Raw genomic sequence first — 16,336 nt, forward strand, 5'->3', positions numbered from 1 at the left:
CGGCCGCAAGGAGCCTTGAAGACATGCCCGCCCTGCCCTCTGGTGCCTGCCGCGCAGGCGCCCTCGCTCTCGTCTTGCCTGCTCTCCTCGCCTCGGCCGCGCCAGTCTGGGCCGACGAGGCACCGCCGCCGCCCCCTGCCCTGCCCACGGCGGCGGAGCAGCCGGACCAACCCGCGCCGCGCAAGCCGGCCCAGCCGTTCGCCGACCAGGGCATTACCCTCGCCTGGAGCTATACTGGCGAAGCGGCCGGCAATGTCTCGGGTGGGCTGGCGCGCAAGAGCGCCTATACCGGCCAGGTCTATCTGGGCGCGGACGCCGATCTCGATCGCATTGCCGGCATTGGCGGGGCGACGATCCACTTTGCCGTGACCAACCGCCACGGCAAGAGCCTGTCGGACATCGCGCTGGGCAACAACACTTCGGTCCAGGAAGTGTGGGGCACGCAGAACACCCACCTCGCGATCCTGACCTGGGAGCAGAAGCTGTTCCAGGATCGCCTGGTGATCGAGGCCGGGCGCAGCCAGGCCAACATCCACTTCCTCAATTCGCCGCTCTATTGCCTGTTCCAGACCAATTCGACCTGCGGCAACCCCACGTTCGTGTTCAAGAACAGCAACTTCACCTATTTCCCCGCGTCAAGCTGGATGGCCCAGGCCAAGCTTTGGGTGGCGCCGCGCTGGTTTGCCCATGCCGGGGTCTATGAAGTGAACCCCGATCGCAAGCGCTGGAACGACGATGGCTTCAACTTCTCCTCGGCCAACCGCACCGGGGTGATCGTGCCGTGGGAACTGGGCTATGCCGATGACAAGGGCGAGACCCGCCTGCCCGGCCATTACATCCTGGGCGGCTGGTTCGACCGCGCGGACTACAGCGACCCGCTGCGCGACGACCAGGGCGGCATCGCCGTGCTCACCGGCCGCCCGGCGCGCACGCTGCACGGGCGCAGCGGCATCTATGTGCGGTTCGACCAGCAATTGACCCGCCCCGATCCCGCCACGCGGCGCGGGCTGTCGATCTTCGGCGTGGCGATGACCAATCTCTCGGGGCAAGTGGAGGAAAGCCGCTACCTCGATTTCGGCATCGTCCAGACCGGCACGTTCAAGGGCCGCGATACCGACACCCTGGGCTTCGTCATCAACGACCAGCGCTTTTCCGATCTGGCGATGCAGCGGATGCGCGCCGCGCGCCTTGCCGCTGGCGGCGAAGACAATGTCCACCGCCACGAAGTGATGATGGAACTGGCCTATGGTGCCGACGTGGTGCCCGGCCTGCGCGTCTCGCCCAACGTGCAATACGTGCTGCACCCGGACAACACCGGCGCACCGTTCAACCGCACCAATACCGGCAATGCGCTGGTCTTCGGCTTCAAGTTCACGCTCGACGGCCCGACGTTCTTCGGGCGCTGAGTGTCTGACTCAAAAGTCGCCATAGGGCGACTTTTGGTTGCGGCACCGGCCCTCTCCCCCACCCGACCACCCATGCAATATACTGTCGTGGGAGGTCGGGTGGGGGAGAGGGCCGGTGCCGCAACACCCAAAGGTACGGCATGGCCGTATCTTTGGGTCAGACACTGAGCCTTCTTCCGGAACGGACTGCCCGGCATATGGCCGGGCAGTCCTGCTTCAGAACGTGACCGTTGCCGTGGCAAAGACCTGGCGCGGATTGCCCCAATAGGTGGTCAGCACGCCTTCCTTGCCCAGCGTCGGAATCAGGTTGCCCGCCGGGGTATAAGTCAGCGCCCCGGTGGTGGCATTGCCCGCGACATAGGTATAGCCCGAAGTCTTGTAACGCTTGTCGAGAATGTTCTTGCCATAGACGCCGAAGGTCCAGCGCCCGCCCGGCGCGCGGTAATAGACGCTGGCGTCAAACAGCGCATAGGCCCCCTGGTCCAGATAGGGATTGGGCACTTCGAACTGATAGGTCTTGCTTTTCCACGAAACGCCGCCGGTCACGTCCACCGCGCCCGTGCCCACCGGAATGGAATAGCTGGCCGAGGCATTGCCGGTCCATGCCGGGGTGTTCTGCACCTTGCGATAGGCGGCCACGTCGGTCGGCTGCCCGGCAATCAGCGTCACGTACTTGAGGTACTTGGCATCGATATAGCCCAGCGAGCCGTTGAGCGTGAACGCGCCCAGCTTGAGCCGCCCCTCGGCTTCCACGCCCTGCATCCGCGCCTTGCCGGCGTTGGATACCACGCCGCAGAAGCTGGGCAGGCCGGCCACGGTGCAGGCCACCGAGCCGGGGATCTGCACATCGGTGTAATCCATGCGGAACGCGGCGAGGTTGAGCGACAGGCGCCGGTCGAACAGCCGGGTCTTGACCCCGAGTTCATAGCTGTTGACCTTTTCCGGCCGGAAGCTGAGGTATTCGCCCTGCGTCATCCCCGTCGGGGCGTTGACCCCGACCCCGCGCGGATCGAACCCGCCGCCCTTGAAGCCCTGGCTGAAGCTGGCATAGACGGTGTTGTCGGTGTTGGGCTTCCAGTTGAGCGAGATGCGCGGGGTGAACTTCTTGTAGTCCGCGCTGCCCAGGAAATTGGTGCTCGGCGCGCCTGCCGCCACCCCGGCGCCGCCGAACACCGGCGAGCCGCCACCCAGGTAGTTCTGCCGCAGGATCTGGGCATAGCGCTTGTCCCAGGTGTAGCGCCCACCCGCTTCCAGGCTGAGCTGGTCGGTGAAATCATAGCTCAGGTTGGCAAAGGCGGCCGAGGTATCGGTGCGGATATTGGCGCCGGTGAACGCGGTCAGCCCCGGCACCGTGGTGAACAGGCGCACATCGAACTGGGTCAGCGCCGTGGCATAGAGATAGTAATAGCCCACCAGCGCGTTGAACCGGCCGGAGTTGTAGAGCAGTTGCAGCTCCTGGCTCCACTGCTTGTTGCGGTAATAGGCCGGCACGTCCACGTCCTGCGAGGCGGTCGCGTCGAAATCGATCGGCGAGGCGCTGTCGTCCTTGCGGAAGGCGGTGATCGAACGCAGCGTCAGCGTATCCGTCGGCTTGGCTTCCATGAACAGCGACCAGCCCCAGGCTTTCACGTCCTGCTTGGGGCTGTTGAGCCCGGCCTGGGTGTCGAACACGTTGGCCAGCACCGGCGCGCCGGTGAGCTGGCCGGGAATTTCGCGGTGCCCGCCGCGCGGGTTGGACATGTCGTGGGTATAGTCGCCGGTCAGCCGCGCGAAGAACTGGCTGCCGTGCACTTCCAGCGTGCCGCGCCCGGCCCAGATGTTCTTGTTGTAGTTGGAAAGGCCCGTGGTCAGGTTGCGGCCAAAGCCGCCGCGCGTCAGCCGCGCCACGGTGCCGCTGGCCCGCAGCACGCCGTCCGAGGTCAGCGGAGAGCTGATCGTCGCCACGCCATCGGCCTGGTCATAGCTGCCATAAGTGCCGCGCAGGCGCACGTGGAAGGCATCGTCGATCTTGCGCGTGACATACTTGATCGCGCCGCCGATGGTGTTGCGGCCATAGAGCGTGCCCTGCGGCCCGCGCAGCACTTCCACCCGCTCCACGTCATAGATGTCGAGCACCGCGGCCTGCGGGCGGTTGAGATAGACATCGTCGAGGTAGATGCCCACGCCCTGCTCGAACCCGGACACCGGGTCCTGCTGCCCCACGCCGCGAATGAACGCCGAGAGCGTGGAGTTCGTACCCCGCGAGGGCTCCAGCGTCACGTTGGGCACTTCGTCGGCCAGCGACGTGATGTCGCCCGCGCCCTTGGCCTGCAATTCCTCCCCGCTGAAAGCGCTGATCGCGATCGGCACCGAAGTGAGCGATTCGCTGCGGCGGCGGGCGGTGACGATGATGTCCCCGTCGCTGGCTTCGGGTGCAGCCGTGGCATCGGCGCTGGCCGTGGCGCTGACGGTGTATTGCTGCGCCTGGGCTTGGGTCGAGGCCGGGCCGGGCAGCGCGCCCAGCGCCACGCCGGCACAGAGGATGGCGGAAATCGAACGAACGCGGGGGCTGGCGATAGCGGCGGCAGTCACGGCCATGGTCCTCTCCTTGGCGCGACGGTCTTGCCTGCCGTCGCTTGGTGAGAGAGACGATACTGAAAGGTGAACCGGATTTCAACTTTGAATCCGCATGATCCGCATCACTTGGTCATGAACTGTTGCCAAACGGTTTCACCAGCAACCAGAAAGGGCGCCCGGACCGGCCGGACGCCCTTTGTTTTCTGGCAATCGGCTGGTGAATTACACCGCCGGATCATCATCGATCGGCGAGTTGAACTCGTGCCACAGCCCGTTGATGATGCCAAAGCCCACCGCCAGGCCAAGGCCGAGCACCCAGGTGAAGTACCACATGACCGGTCCTTTCAGTAGAAATCGGGGTTGCTGCGCACGTCGCGCAAGGTGATGCGGCCACCCAGCATGCTCATCACCCAGGCGGTGTAGGCCAGCACGATCGGCAGGAACACGATCGTGCACACCAGCATGATGAACAGCGTCAGGTGGCTGGACGAGGCATTCCACACCGTCAGGCTGGAACGCGGATCGATCGACGAGGGCAGGATGTAGGGAAACATCGAGCAGCCCACCGTGGCGATGATCCCGGTCGTGGCCAGCGCGGTGCCGGCCAGCGTGGTCCATCCCTGCCGCCGCGCCAGGCCCAGCAGCGCGACGAGCGGGCCGACCAGGCCGAGCAGCGGCGCGGCGATCATCCACGGGTGCAGGCCATAGTTGGCGAGCCAGGCGCCGGGGCGGGCCACACTCGCCACCAGCAGCGGGTTCGACGGGCCTTGCGTATCGACCAGGCCGGTCAGGGCCATGCCCATCGGACCCTTGGCCACCATCACCCCGCCCAGCACGAACAGCGCCAGGCTGAGCAGCGCGGCAATCCGCGCAATCGCGCGGGCGCGGGCCAGCACCGGGCCTTCCTCGATCTTCACCGCCAGCCAGCCGGCGCCATGCAGCGCCAGCATGGCCACCGACAGCAGCCCGGTGAGCAGCGTGAACGGCGTGAACAGTCCGAGCAGGCTGCCTTCGTAGGTCATGCGCAGATCGCCATCGAGGCGGAACGGCGCACCCACCAGCACGTTGCCCACGGCCACGCCGAACACCAGCGCGGGAACCAGGCCGCCTACGAACAGCGCCCAGTCCCAGCGGCTGCGCCAGGCGGCATCGGGCTTCTTGGAGCGATACTTGAACGCCACCGGCCGCAGGATCAGCGCCGAGAGCACCAGGAACATGGCGAGGTAGAAGCCCGAGAAGCTGACGGCATAGACGAACGGCCAGGCCGCGAAGATCGCCCCGCCGCCAAGGATCAGCCACACCTGATGGCCTTCCCAATGCGGCGCCACGGCGTTGATCACCAGGCGGCGTTCCTCGTCGCTGCGACCCACGAACGGCAGCAGCGCGGCCACGCCCAGGTCATAGCCATCGGTCAGGGCAAAGCCGATCAGCAGCACGCCGAGCAGCGCCCACCAGATGACCCGCAGGGTTTCGTAATCAAGCGGAATATGCATGGTCTTTCCCCCTCATTCGGCCGGCAGCGGGGCAAAACCCGCAGCGTGGGGTTGCGTGGCGTCTTCCTGATCGCTGTCGAAATGCTCGATCGGGCCTTTGCGGATCTGGGCCAGCATCAGGCGGATCTCGATCACCGCCAGCGTGCCATAGAGCGCGGTAAAGCCGATGATCGTGGCCCAGACCTGCGGCACCGTCAGCGAAGAGGCACCCAGGAACGTGGGCAGCACGCCGTCCACCGCCCAGGGCTGGCGCCCGATTTCGGCCAGCACCCAGCCCGCCTCGATCGCCAGCCACGGCAGCGGAATGGCCACCACCGCCAGCTTCAGGAACCAGCGCCGGCGGAACCGGCAGGTGGAGGCGCACCAGAACGCCGCGCCGAAGAAGGCGATGAAGCCAAAGCCCAGCCCGGCCATGCCGCGAAACAGGAAGAACATCGCCGGCACGTTGGGCACCGTGTCCCACGCCGCCTTGAGGATCAACGTGTCATCGGCCTGGCGCGGATCGGCGACATAGCGCTTGAGCAGCATGGCAAAGCCGATGTCCTGCTTGTGCGCCTCGAACGCCGCGCGCGCGGCCAGGTCGGTCCGGTTCCGCTTCAGGCGCTCCACCGCGTCATAGGCCACCAGCCCGCTATGGATGCGCTCGTCGGCGCGCAGCACGAGTTCCTGGATGCCATCGATCTTGCCGGTCAGGCTGCGCGTGCCGATCAGGCCCATCAGGTAAGGCACCTCGATCGCGCCATGGGTGGTGCGCGCGGCAACGTCGGGCAGGCCGATCACGGTGAAGGAAGCGGGCGCGGGCTCGGTCTTCCACATCGCCTCGATCGCGGCCAGCTTCATCTTCTGGTTATCGGTGAGGGTATAGCCGCTTTCATCGCCCAGCACGACGACCGACAGCGCCGAAGCCAGGCCGAACGCAGCGGCAACCATCATCGAGCGGCGCGCCACGTTGGTCCACTTGCCCTTGAGCAGGTAGAACGCGGAAACCCCCATCACGAACGTGGCGGCGCAGACATAGCCGGCGCTGACCGTGTGAACGAACTTAGCCTGGGCCACCGGATTGAACAGCACGGCCGAAAAATCGGTCACTTCCATCCGCATCGTATCGGGGTTGAAGGTCGCGCCGACCGGGTTCTGCATCCAGCCGTTGGCGATCAGGATCCACAGCGCGGAAAGATTGGTGCCCAGCGCGACCAGGAACGTGACGGCCAGATGCTGGCGCCGGCTCAGCCGGTCCCAGCCAAAGAACATCACCCCCACCATCGTGGCTTCCAGGAAGAAGGCCATCAGCCCTTCGATCGCCAGCGGCGCCCCGAAGATATCGCCGACATAGTGCGCGTAATAGGCCCAGTTGGTGCCGAACTCGAATTCCATGGTCAGGCCCGTGGCCACGCCCAGCACGAAATTGATGCCGAACAGCTTGCCCCAGAAGCGGGTGATGATCCGCCAGATCGGGCGCTTGGTGATCACATAGATGCTCTCCATGATCACCAGCATGAAGGACAGCCCCAGCGTGAGCGGGACGAACAGGAAGTGATACATGGCCGTCAGCGCGAACTGAAGGCGGGATAGCTCGATGACTGCCATGTCCATGGCGACTTTCCCTCTGCTACGGCGCGTTCGAGGCCGGGTGATTCCCGGCAGAACAGGCGACAAGTGCGCGGCGCCGCGTTAAACCCTGCTGCGGCTCGACAATTTGACGGCGATCAATCCCGAGGCGGTTTTCTTGCGGCAAACGCCCGATGCGAAACGCAATTTTCTGCCCGGAGCGATCTTTTCGAATTGTTTCGCAGTCTATCACGGTTTGCCGTTTCACGAAGTAGGACAGATTGTCGCACACGCCCCCTGCCCCGACCGGCCCAACCCCTACCGGCCCCGCTCGTCCCCCTGCCCTGCGCCCACCCCGCTCGCTGCGCGCCACGGCGTGGTGGCTGGCCGATAGCGCGGGGGCCATACCCGCCGCGCTGGGCCTGGCCTGGGCGGTTGCCGCGCAGGCCGGCAATGGGCCGATGTGGCCCGCCGCCGCGCTGCTGGTGCTGGGCGGCGCGGCGCGCGCCCTGGCCGTGGCGCAGGCGCGCCTGGCGGGCCAGGGGCTGGCCGCGCGCTTCCAATCCGGCTTGCGCCAGGTGCTGTGGCCGGCGCTGCTGCCCAGCCGCATGGCGCGCGGCGCGCTGGTGGGCGAAGACGCGCACCTGGCGGTGGACACGATCGACCGCACCGAAGGCCTTGTCGCCCGCTTCCTGCCCCTGCGCGGCGCCAGCGCGGCCGCGCCCCTGCTGATCGCGCTGGCGGTGGCCCCGGCAAGCTGGGTGTCCGCCATGATCATGCTCGCCACGCTGGTGCCGTTCGTGCTCGGCCTGGTGCTGGCCGGGGGCCTCGCCGCGCGACGGGCGCGGGCGCAGCATGCGGCACTGACCCGCGCTTCGGGCCTGTTCGTCGATCGCATTGCCCACTTGCCGCTGATCGTGGCGAGCGGCGCAGAAGAGCGCGTCGGCCGCCAGCTTGCCGGCGCGACGCAGGACGTGGCGCACCGCACCATGGCGGTCCTGGCCGTGGCTTTTGCCTCCAACGCCATTCTCGAATTTTTCGCCGCGCTCTGCGTGGCGCTGGTGGCGGTCTATTGCGGCTTTGCCCTCTTGGGCCTGCTGCCCTTCCCCGCGCCGGAACACCTGACGCTGGCCCGCGCCTTCTACACCCTGGCGCTGGCGCCCGAATTCTACCTCGGGATGCGCCGCCTCGCGGCCGCCTATCACGACAAGCAGACCGGCGAAGCCGCGCTGGAGGCGCTCGACACAGCCATGACCGCGCTGCCCGATGCGCCGCCAACGGTGCCCGCCCCGACACGTCTGCGTGGCCAGGACGTGGTGATCGCCTATCCCGATGGCACGCGCATAGGCCCGCTGGCGTGGGACTGGCCCGGCCCCGGCCTGCACGCCGTGACCGGCGCCACCGGCAGCGGCAAGTCTTCGCTGCTGCTCGCGCTGGTCGGCCAGGCCCCGCTGGCGCAGGGCCAGATCCTCGGGGCGTCGGGCGCGCTCCAGCCCAGCGCGTTCAACGCCGCCGTGGGCTGGGCCGGGCAAGCCGTGGCGCTACCGCCCGGCAGCCTGCGCCGCAATCTGGCGCTCGGCGGCGCGCCAACCGCAAGCGACGCGGCGATGCACACCCTGCTCGAAAGCCTGGGCCTGGGCACCATGCTCGCCCGGCGCGAAGGGCTGGACACCACGCTCGACCATCGCGGCTCCGGCCTCTCCGGGGGCGAACGCCGCAGGGTGGGCCTGGCCCGCGCGATCCTGTCGGGCCGGCCGATCCTGCTGCTCGATGAACCCACCGCCGATCTCGATTCCGCCAGCGCCACTGCGGTGCGCGCCGTGCTGGCGACGCTTGCGCGCGATCGCCTGGTGATCGTCGCCACGCACGATGCCGATCTCGTCGCCCTCGCGCAGACGCGCTGCGCGGTGGACGCGGTGGAAGGGGGGCTGGCGGCATGATCGATCCACTCGCCGCCCCGCTCGCGCGCCAGCGTGGCCCCTTGCGCGCGGCCATGGCCTGCGCCGTGCTCGCCGCGCTCGCCGCCGTCGGCCTGCTGGGCGTGGCCGGCTGGTTCCTCGCCGGGGCGGCGCTGGCCGGGCTGGGCGGGCCGCTGGCCGTCACCGCGTTCAACTATCTGCTGCCCAGCGCAGGCATCCGCGCCGCCGCGATCACCCGCACGGCCAGCCGCTATGGCGAGCGCCTGCTCGGCCACCGCGCCGCGCTGTTCGCCCTGGCCGACGTGCGCGCCAGCCTGTTTGCCCGCATTGCCCAGGCCGCTCTGGCTGGCAATGCGCCGCTGCGCTGGGGCGCCCTGGCGGCGCGGTTCGGCCGCGATGTCGATCTGCTGGAAGATGCCGCGATCCGCCGCGTTGCGCGGCTGGGCGCGATCACCGCCGGGCTGGCCGCGCTGGCGCTCACCCTGCCGCTGGGCTGGGCGGCCGTGCTGGCGCTGGCCGTGGGACTTGGCGCCATGCGACTGGCCGGGCGCGCGCTGGCCACGCAGCGCCTGCCCGCGCTTCAGCAAGACCTGGCCCAGGCCCACGCCGCGCTCGCCGCCGACTATGCCGAAATGGCCGGCCCGGCGGTGGACATCGCGGTCTATGGCCTGGCCCCGGCAATGACGGCGGCCCTGGCGGAGCGCGCCGCTGCGCAAGCCGCTGCACAGGCCGCACTGGCCCGCGCCGAAGCCGCGATCACCGCTGTCCAGGCGCTGCTCGCCGCCCTCACTCTGGCGGCCATGGCATTGCTGGCGCAAGGCCCTGCCCCGCTGCTGGCGCTGGCGCTGCTGGCCGCCATGGCCGCGCTGGAACCCTGGGCCGGCCTTGCCGCGCACGACAGCCGCGCCCCCGACGTGCGCCTCGCTGCCGAACGGATCGCGCAGGCCGGTGAAACGCAGGCGCAACCCGCCGCGCCCGTCGCGCTCCTGGCCGGCGTGCCCACGCTGACCATCGCCGGGACAACTTTCGCCCCTGGCGCAAGGGTGCGGCTCGATGGTCCATCGGGCGCGGGCAAGACGCGGCTGCTCGAAACGCTCGCGGGCCTGCGCGGCGATGCGCCCCGGGCTCTGGCCGTGGGCGGGCATGATCCGCGCGTGCTGGGCCTCGCCGGCCTGCGCGCGCATCTGGCGCTGATGCCGCAGGCGGCCCCGCTGATCGCCGGCACGGTGGCCGACAATCTCGCCCTTGCCCGCCCCGGCATCGATCGCGCGGCCATGGCGCGGGCGCTGCATCTTGCCTGCGCCGACGATGTCGTTGCCACGCTGCCCGATGGGCTCGATCAATGGCTCGGCAGCGACGGCGCGCGGCTTTCGGGTGGCCAGCGCCGTCGCATCGCGCTCGCCCGCGCGCTGCTCTCGGGCCGCCCCTGGCTGCTGCTCGACGAGCCGAGCGAAGGGCTGGACCTGCTGACCGAAGCGCGCCTTTGCCGGCGCCTTGGCGCATGGCTGGACGAGACCGGCACGGGCCTGGTGCTGGTCAGCCATCGCCCGGCGATGGCCGCCCTCGCAGACCGGGTCGTGCCGGTGTTATAACTACTTTACCAGCCGCGCCAGCCGCCGCCCTGGCGGGCCTCGTTGTTGATCCAGCCCTCGATGCGGTCATAGCGCATGGCGATCCGGCCCACAGAGCGCCAATCGCCTTCGCCGCATTCGTTGCGCTGGCGTGCTTCGAGATCGTCGATCGCGTCGTGGATGCGGTCGGCGCGGCGCGGGTCGATGTCGCCTTCGTCCACCTCGTGGCGCAGGCGCGCTTCCAGGCCGTGCGCGCGCTGGCCGGAGCAGACCAGGTCGGCCATGCGCCGGCCCTGCCAATAGCCCCCGCCATATCCGCCACCATAGGCTCCCCCGTAACCGCCGCCGTAACCGCCCCCGTAGCCACCCCACGCCTGGGCCTGGGCCGTGCCGGCAGCGGCGCCGCCAATGGTCAGGGCTGCGGCCAGGATCGTCGCGATGCGAATGCTCTTCATGTCGTGTCTCCCACCTTGGGTCTTTCCGTCCCGAAAGCAGGATTACCGCGCGCCGCCTGCGCGCAACTTGAACCGTCCGTCGCCCGCCGTTCAGCAAGGGCGACGCGCAAAAAAGAAGCGGGCAGTTCGCATGGAACTGCCCGCCCAGTGAGGGCTCGGGATCTTGTTGAAATCAGAAGCTGAGCGCGATCTCGGCGCCGAAGGTGCGCGGCGGGTTGAAGTTGCCGTAATCGCCCAGCACCGCATCGTTCGCGCCCGAACGGCGGTAGATGTAGGTGGTGTTGAGCAGGTTGCGGCTCCAGGCCGAGAACGTCGCGGTGGTGCCGCCGCTGAGCGGTACCGAGGCCAGCGCGATGCGGCCATTGACCACGAAGCTCGAGTCCGTCTTCACCGACTCGTTTTGGAAGCTGTATTGGGGATCGGCGTAGTTGGCATCGAGGTGCACGCGCAGTTCGCTGCCATTGGCATTGACCGGCAGGGCATAGTCGATCGCGCCCGAGGCGGCGTTGGTCGGGGTATAGACCACATAGACCTGATAGAGCGCGTTGTTGAGGAACGGGTTCGGCGTCGCCGGCACGTGGGTATAGGTATAGGCGTAGGACGCGCTCAGCGTCAGGCCTTGCGCGGCCTGCACCGTCAGGTCCGCTTCCACCCCGCGAATGCGCGAGGTGCCCGGCGCATTGCGGGTTTCCTCGGTGTGCAGGTTGTACGTCGGGTTGGGCTGGCCGTTGTCGAGATAGGGCCGGGTGTCGACATTGTCGAAGTCGGTCTGCGTGCCGGTGCGGTCCATCATGTAGCCGGCCAGGTTCAGGCGCACGCGATGGTCCATCAGGTCCATCTTGGCGCCCACTTCATAGGCCTTGACCACTTCCGGCCCGAACGCGGCAAAGGTCTGCGAACGATCGTTGGCGCCGCCGGCGCGATAGCCGGTGGAATACTTGGCATAGGCGTGGATCGCGTCGGTCAGGTCATAGGCCGCCACGACCAGCGGATCGAACCGGCTGACGGTGGCGTGGAACTGATAGTCCGTCGCCGCGCCCTGCACGATGTAGAGCGTGCCGTCGCGCTTGTCGTGGGTATAGCGGCCACCCACGGTCAGGTGGAACTTGTCGTTCAGCGCATCGGGGGTGAACGTCGCCTGGCCGAACGCGGCATAGCTCTTGGCATAGGCCTGGCTGGCGCGCTGGAGGAACTGCTGGCCGATCGCCCAGCCCTGGTTCGACGAGGTTACCGCACCGACCACGGTTTCGCTGTTGATGGTATAGCCGGTGCCATCCACGTTCCAGGTGTTGGACGAAGGCGTCGCGGCCTGCTCCTGCGCGCGCTCGGAGAAGTAGTAGGCGCCCAGCACATAGTCGACCTGCGGCAGGCTGCCGACCAGTTGCAGTTCCTGGCTGAACTGGCGCTGGTTGAGGAACGAGAGGCTATAGCGGCTGAACCCGGTGTTGGGCGCAAAGATCGTGCGCGCCGCGCCGCCGGAATTGTCCCACTGGTCGGTCGAGACGGTGCGCCATGCGGTGATCGAGCGCAGTTGCACGTGCGGCGCCAGGTCATAGCTCAGGTGCAGCGAGGTGCCTTCGGTGCGGTCCACGCTGGGCTGCTGCGGCACGCCGATCGGCGCCACGCTCACGCGCTTGTCGCCGGTCGGCGACATCAGCGAGGACAGCGGCGCGATGCACGAAGAGCAGGCCGTGGTCGTGCCCGGCGCAACCAGGATGTACTTGCCGTTGCCGTTGGGGTTCTGGATATATTGCCCAACCGTTTTGCCGAGCGGGTTGTAGGTGATCAACTGGCTGTAGTTGGGCGTGTTTTCGTCCTTGGCCTTGTCATACGACACAACCGCGGTGAAATTGGGCGCCGGGGTCCACTTGGCCGAAACGCGGCCACCGGTGCGATCATACTGGTTCCAGCCGGCCTGGCCCGCCAGCGGGTTCTTCACCGTGGGGTCCTGGTGCTGGTGCACGCCGTCGATCTTGATGGCGATGTTGTTGAATTCCGGCAGGTCGAGGTGGCCTTCCACCGAGTTGCTGCCGAAATTGCCGACGCCGGCGGAAAAGCGGCCGTCAAACTTGCCGGTGGGGTCCTTGGTCACGATGCTGACCGCGCCGCCTTCGGTGTTGCGGCCGAACAGGGTGCCCTGCGGGCCTTTCAGCACTTCGATGCGCTGCACGTCGAACAGCGCGGCGTTGAGGCCCTGCGAGCGGGCGAGATAGACGCCGTCGATATAGACGCCCACGCCGGTATCGCGCGCGGTCTGGTTCTGGTCGAACGGCACGATGCCGCGAATGCCCACGGTCAGCGCCGACTGGCGCGCCTCGAACGTGGCGACGCGGAGCGACGGCACGCCGCCATCGGCCAGGTCGATCAGGCTCTGGATGTGGCGATCCTTGATGATCTGGTCGTTCACCACCGAGATCGCCACCGGGGTCTTTTGCAGGTTGGTTTCGCGCTTGGTGGCGGTCACCACGATTTCGCTGAGCCGCGAGCCGGTGTCTGCGGCCTCGGGCGCGGCTTCGGCCGCAGGGGCATCGGATGCGGCATGGGCAACGCCGGCGTTGAGCCAGGCGAGGACCATCATCGACGATGCCAGGGCGGCCTTGGAAGCCTTGGAATAAGTCACGTGTGCACTCCTCCGCAACGAGTCTGTATCTTTCGTTACGGCGCCAGTACCCATCGATAATTGCACTTGTGTGACAGAGCATCACACTATCCATCCGGCATTTGCCGTGCCGCGCGATCGTGGCATGGAAGCGGGCATGACCGCCGCGCTCCCGCCCGAACATCGTCAGCCCATGGGCGGCCTGCGCTCGCGGTCCGGCCTGTTCCTTGCCGCGATCCGCGCGCTGATCGCGCTGCTTTTCGCGCTGTGGCTGTGGATCGCCCCGCCCCATGCGGTGCTTGGCGGCATGCGCCCGGTGCTGCTGTTCGAAGGCTATCTGGCCTTTGCCCTGCTGATGCTGGGCTTGGCCTGGCGCAGTTGGTGGTTTGAATTCCGCCTTGCCGGCCCGGCGTTCTGCATCGATGCGCTCACCATGCTGATCGGGCTGGCCGCCACCGAAGCCGTCACGTTCGATTTCTTCAGCGCGTTCATGACGTTCTACGTCTTCCTGATGCTCACTTCGGTGGCGCGCTGGCGCCGGCGCAACGCCCTCTATGCCGCCGGCGGCCTGGTGCTGTGTTTCCTGCTCGCGGGCTTGGCCGTGCACGATGCCGGCGTCCCGTTCGATACCACCAAGTTCCTGCGCCGGCTCAGCACCCTGGCCGTGCTCTCGCTGCTGCTCGCATGGTTTGCGCAAGGGCGCCAGCGCCCCACCGTGCCGCGCTGCGATGCCACTGAATCCCTGGCTGCGGGATCGGCGGAAGCCGATTCGCCGCTGGCGCGCGTGCTCGCCTATGCCATGAGCCTGAGCGAGGCGCGCGGTGGTCTGCTGGCCTGGGCCACAACCGACGAGCCCCAGCCGCGCCTCGCCACCGACGGCACGGCCCGCCTGCCCGCCCAGCCGATCGCCCTGCTTCCTGATGCTGATGTGCCGATGCTGTTCGACCGCGCGCGGGATCGCCGGCTGTGCCTGATGCCCACCGGCCGCCTCATCGCCGACAAGGCCCAGGCCTGGCCCGCGCTGGTTGCCACCGGAGACGAAGACACCGGCCTGTCGATTCCGCTCGCCGGGCGTACCGGGCGGGGCCATCTCGTGCTCCATGGCATGCCCGGCCTCAACGCCGATGACCTGTTCCTGGCCCAGAGCCTCGCCCGCGAAGTCACCGCCGCGCTCGACGACGAGGAAGCCCGCGCCATGGCCCGCGAAGTGAGCATGGCGCGTCTGCGCGGCCAGATCGCCACCGATCTCCACGACAGCGTGGTGCAGACCCTGGCCGGCACGCGCTTCCGCCTGGAAGCGCTGCGCCTGGGCCAGTCGCCTGCCGATCCGCAGGCGCGCGACATCGCGGAAATCTGCGACAGCATTGCCGGCGAACAGGACCATGTCCGCGCGATCATCGCGCAATTGCGCCAGGGTCAGATCCTGCCCGGCCGGCGTGACCTGCATGGCGAACTGGCCGCGCTGGCCCGCCAGCTCGCGCGCCATTGGGCCGTGACGATCACGCTGGCTCCCGCCGCCAGCCCCCTGCCCGTGCCCACCCTGCTGCTTTACGAATGCCAGCATCTGGTGCGCGAGGCGGTGGCCAATGCCGTTCGCCACGGTCAGGCCGGCACGATCACGCTCGATCTGGCCAGCGCCGGCGGAGCGCTGCGCCTGGCGATCACCGACGATGGCCAGGGCTTTGCTTGCCCACCGCCCCATCCCCTGCCCGCCACGCTGGCCACGCGCGCTGCCGCGCTGGGCGGGGCCCTTGCGCTGGAAACCGGTTCGGGCCAGACGCGGCTGGTCTTCACCCTGCCGCTGGACGTGCCATGACCCGCCTTCTCGTTGCCGACGATCATGCCTTCCTGCGCGCCGGGCTGGAGCAGGTGCTCGGCCGCCTGGGGCACGAGATGGTCGCTTCGGTGGGAGACGGCGAGGCCGCGCTCCGCGCCATTGCCGCCACCCGCCCCGATCTCGCGATCCTGGACTTGCGCATGCCCGCGCCCGATGGCGTGGGCGTGCTCGCCGCGCTGCGCGAAGCGGGCGATGCCACGCCGGTGCTGATCCTGGCGGCCGAACTGGATGATGCCAGCCTGGTTTCCGCCGTGCGCCTGGGCGTCAATGCCATCGTGCTCAAGCATGCCCAACCCGCCGTGCTGCACGAAGCGATCGGCACGGTCCTGGCCGGCGAACGCGCCATTGCCATGGACCTGATGGAGCGCGCCTTTGCCGTCGCCGCCGCCAGCAAGGAGGCTGAGGGCGAAGCCGGCCCGCTTGCCACGCTCGGCCCGCGCGACCGCCAGATTGCACAGGGCGTCGCGGCCGGCCTGCGCAACCGCGACATTGCCGAAAGCATGGGCGTCAGCGAAGGCGCGGTGAAGATCAACCTGCACCGGCTCTACGATCGCCTGGGCGTGGCCAACCGCACCGAACTGGCGCTGCTGGTCAAGACTGGCGCTCATCCCCGCGCAGGTTAGGCCGTAAACTCATAAATGGCACCCCCGAGGCGCCAAAATGGCGAACATATCGGGCCAAAGTAACCGCCGCGAAGGCTGGTGGCCTTTGCAAGGGCACTTTGGGCCGAGATGGAAGCCATTTTGGCGTCCCTTCGGGATTTGACCCAAAGGCCCCCTCGCAGCGTCGAAAGCACTTGAAATATGTAGGATATTCCTGCGCGCTTTCTCCTCGCGACGGGGCCTTTGGCCTCAAACCTCGGGGGTGCCATTTATGAGTTTACGGCCTAACACTACTTTGGCAGAAGTGTGATTTTTGGGATTCCCAAGGCGTAAAATCGCTGATTCATAGG

General features: G+C 68.0%; 11 protein-coding genes. 5 read left to right on the forward strand and 6 right to left on the reverse strand.

From position 1 onward, the window contains the following. The first annotated feature begins 23 nt into the window (after positions 1-23). Positions 24-1,406: a carbohydrate porin gene (locus tag IE191_RS07710; protein ID WP_191323783.1), complete on the forward strand. Its 1,383-nt coding sequence runs from the start codon at positions 24-26 to the stop codon at positions 1,404-1,406. Between the two features lie 216 nt (positions 1,407-1,622). Here the strand turns inward: IE191_RS07710 and IE191_RS07715 are convergent, their stop codons facing one another. From IE191_RS07715 to IE191_RS07730, 4 genes are all read right to left on the reverse strand, one after another. Further along, entirely contained in the window at positions 1,623-3,983 is a 2,361-nt protein-coding gene (locus IE191_RS07715; RefSeq protein ID WP_191323784.1) for a TonB-dependent receptor, read from the reverse strand. A 201-nt stretch (positions 3,984-4,184) separates the two neighbouring features. Further along, positions 4,185-4,295 carry a cytochrome bd-I oxidase subunit CydX gene (gene cydX / locus IE191_RS07720; protein ID WP_084391181.1) on the reverse strand — a complete coding sequence of 37 codons (111 nt, stop codon included), beginning with the start codon at positions 4,293-4,295 and terminating at the stop codon, positions 4,185-4,187. 11 nt (positions 4,296-4,306) lie between these two features. Beyond that, positions 4,307-5,455, reverse strand: coding sequence for a cytochrome d ubiquinol oxidase subunit II (gene cydB / locus IE191_RS07725; protein WP_191323785.1), 1,149 nt, complete (start codon positions 5,453-5,455; stop codon positions 4,307-4,309). 12 nt (positions 5,456-5,467) lie between these two features. Continuing rightward, entirely contained in the window at positions 5,468-7,048 is a 1,581-nt protein-coding gene (locus IE191_RS07730; RefSeq protein ID WP_191323786.1) for a cytochrome ubiquinol oxidase subunit I, read from the reverse strand. A gap of 236 nt (positions 7,049-7,284) precedes the next feature. Here IE191_RS07730 and IE191_RS07735 point away from each other — a divergent pair, with 236 nt between their 5' ends. Both IE191_RS07735 and IE191_RS07740 read left to right on the forward strand, forming a co-directional pair. Continuing rightward, on the forward strand, positions 7,285-8,943 hold the full coding sequence (locus IE191_RS07735) for an ATP-binding cassette domain-containing protein (protein ID WP_229815177.1): 1,659 nt from the start codon (positions 7,285-7,287) through the stop codon (positions 8,941-8,943). After that, positions 8,940-10,514 (forward strand): ATP-binding cassette domain-containing protein, encoded by a 1,575-nt coding sequence (locus IE191_RS07740; protein ID WP_191323787.1) that lies wholly within the window; start codon positions 8,940-8,942, stop codon positions 10,512-10,514. The genes IE191_RS07735 and IE191_RS07740 overlap by 4 nt, the downstream gene beginning before the upstream one ends. Before the next feature lie 5 nt (positions 10,515-10,519). Here IE191_RS07740 and IE191_RS07745 read toward each other — a convergent pair whose 3' ends face one another. Both IE191_RS07745 and IE191_RS07750 read right to left on the reverse strand, forming a co-directional pair. Next, positions 10,520-10,948 carry a histidine kinase gene (locus IE191_RS07745; RefSeq protein WP_191323788.1) on the reverse strand — a complete coding sequence of 143 codons (429 nt, stop codon included), beginning with the start codon at positions 10,946-10,948 and terminating at the stop codon, positions 10,520-10,522. A gap of 172 nt (positions 10,949-11,120) precedes the next feature. Continuing rightward, entirely contained in the window at positions 11,121-13,526 is a 2,406-nt protein-coding gene (locus IE191_RS07750) for a TonB-dependent receptor (protein WP_191323813.1), read from the reverse strand. A gap of 178 nt (positions 13,527-13,704) precedes the next feature. On the opposite strand from IE191_RS07750, the gene IE191_RS07755 reads away from it, so the two are divergent. Next, entirely contained in the window at positions 13,705-15,363 is a 1,659-nt protein-coding gene (locus IE191_RS07755) for a sensor histidine kinase (protein ID WP_191323789.1), read from the forward strand. Then, entirely contained in the window at positions 15,360-16,007 is a 648-nt protein-coding gene (locus IE191_RS07760) for a response regulator (protein WP_191323790.1), read from the forward strand. The genes IE191_RS07755 and IE191_RS07760 overlap by 4 nt, the downstream gene beginning before the upstream one ends. Positions 16,008-16,336 lie beyond the last annotated feature (329 nt).

This window comes from Novosphingobium pokkalii, from assembly GCF_014652855.1.
GTDB lineage: Bacteria > Pseudomonadota > Alphaproteobacteria > Sphingomonadales > Sphingomonadaceae > Novosphingobium > Novosphingobium pokkalii.

Excerpts from the sequence above, each read along its gene's own strand:
- IE191_RS07710 (WP_191323783.1), top strand. The coding sequence starts at position 24 with ATGCCCGCCCTGCCCTCTGGTGCCTGCCGCGCAGGCGCCCTCGCTCTC.
- IE191_RS07715 (WP_191323784.1), bottom strand. The coding sequence starts at position 3,983 with ATGGCCGTGACTGCCGCCGCTATCGCCAGCCCCCGCGTTCGTTCGATT.
- cydX (WP_084391181.1), bottom strand. The coding sequence starts at position 4,295 with ATGTGGTACTTCACCTGGGTGCTCGGCCTTGGCCTGGCGGTGGGCTTT.
- cydB (WP_191323785.1), bottom strand. The coding sequence starts at position 5,455 with ATGCATATTCCGCTTGATTACGAAACCCTGCGGGTCATCTGGTGGGCG.
- IE191_RS07730 (WP_191323786.1), bottom strand. The coding sequence starts at position 7,048 with ATGGACATGGCAGTCATCGAGCTATCCCGCCTTCAGTTCGCGCTGACG.
- IE191_RS07740 (WP_191323787.1), top strand. The coding sequence starts at position 8,940 with ATGATCGATCCACTCGCCGCCCCGCTCGCGCGCCAGCGTGGCCCCTTG.
- IE191_RS07745 (WP_191323788.1), bottom strand. The coding sequence starts at position 10,948 with ATGAAGAGCATTCGCATCGCGACGATCCTGGCCGCAGCCCTGACCATT.
- IE191_RS07750 (WP_191323813.1), bottom strand. The coding sequence starts at position 13,526 with ATGATGGTCCTCGCCTGGCTCAACGCCGGCGTTGCCCATGCCGCATCC.
- IE191_RS07755 (WP_191323789.1), top strand. The coding sequence starts at position 13,705 with ATGACCGCCGCGCTCCCGCCCGAACATCGTCAGCCCATGGGCGGCCTG.
- IE191_RS07760 (WP_191323790.1), top strand. The coding sequence starts at position 15,360 with ATGACCCGCCTTCTCGTTGCCGACGATCATGCCTTCCTGCGCGCCGGG.